The sequence below is a fragment of the Coralloluteibacterium thermophilum genome, assembly GCF_042654365.1.
Taxonomy (GTDB): domain Bacteria; phylum Pseudomonadota; class Gammaproteobacteria; order Xanthomonadales; family Xanthomonadaceae; genus Coralloluteibacterium; species Coralloluteibacterium thermophilum.
Genome location: NZ_JBHSGG010000059.1, coordinates 1 through 1194, shown reverse-complemented (window position 1 = coordinate 1194; position 1194 = coordinate 1). Strand labels below are relative to the sequence as shown.

Sequence of the window (1194 nt, the reverse complement as noted above, 5' to 3'; positions counted from 1 at the left end):
TTCGACGAGAAGGGGCGCCGCATCGCGGAGCGGGTGCCGACCACCGACGATCTTGCCGAGGGTGCGGCGCACCTCTACTACACCGACGAGCGCGCCCGGGTCGTCGTGGACGCCGGCATCGAGGCGCACGTAGAGCAGGAGAACCCGCATCCGCAGTACGCGCTGTCTGCCGACCTCGGTACAGCTGCGGGTGCCGACGTTGGCGACTTCGCGACTGCGGAACAGGGTGATCTCGCGGACAGCGCCCTGCAGCCTGGCGCGAACATCTCCGATCTCACGAACGACGCGGGCTACGTGGACGCCGCCGGCGCGGCGGACGCCGCACCGCTGCAGTCCATCGTCGCCGGTGCGAACGTCAGCGTCGACACGACGGACCCGAGGAATCCCGTCATCAGCGCCGCCGGCGGTGGTGCTGGCGCCGTGAGCACCGTCAACGGCGTGGGGCCTGACGCCGGCGGAAACGTCCAGCTCTCCGCGGCCAATGTCGGTGCCGACCCGGCCGGCTCAGCGGCTGCTGCGCTCGCTGCGGCGAACAGCCATGCGGATGCTGGCCTTGCTGGCAAAGGCGGCCTTGCATCGTCGAATGCATGGACTGGCAACAACGAATTTCGCGGTAACGTGCTGTCGAGTAGTACGAGTAGCGTCGCCTACGTGCTCTATCGGACAAACGCTGAAGTTAACTGCTCGATGGAGTACCGGACCACGGGTCAATCTGTGTTCACCGGCGTGGGCGCAGCGGGCGTTTTCACCGTGGGCTCAGCGGCAAATCTGAGCGCGGCGAACTTTTCGTATCTACGAGCGGGCCCGACGTTCATTTCCCCGGGCCCGGACAACACGCAGACCGCAGGGCTTGCTAACGCTAGGTACACTCAAATCTACGCAGTAACCGGCTCGATCAACACGTCCGACGCGCGAGAGAAAACCACTCCGCGCCACATGACCGATGTGGAGACCGCCGCAGCAGTCGAGCTTGCGGGGCTGCCGTGCATCTTCCAGTGGCTCCACGCCATTGCCGAGAAGGGGGAGGATGACGCCCGCCTGCACGCAGGCCCCACTGTGCAAGCGGTGATCGCGGTGATGCAGGCCCACGGGCTGGACCCGTACCGGTACGGCTTCGTTTGCTACGACGCATGGGACGAGCAGCACGAGATTCGCGAGGAGTGGCCGGACGAGTACGACGACGAGGGCAACCTG

Annotated in this window: 1 protein-coding gene; it reads left to right on the top strand. The window is 66.2% G+C overall.

What is annotated here, in order from left to right; translation table 11 throughout:
• Window positions 1–1194: tail fiber domain-containing protein (locus ACFO3Q_RS16780; protein WP_377006055.1), on the top strand; the 1194-nt coding region annotated here is incomplete at both ends.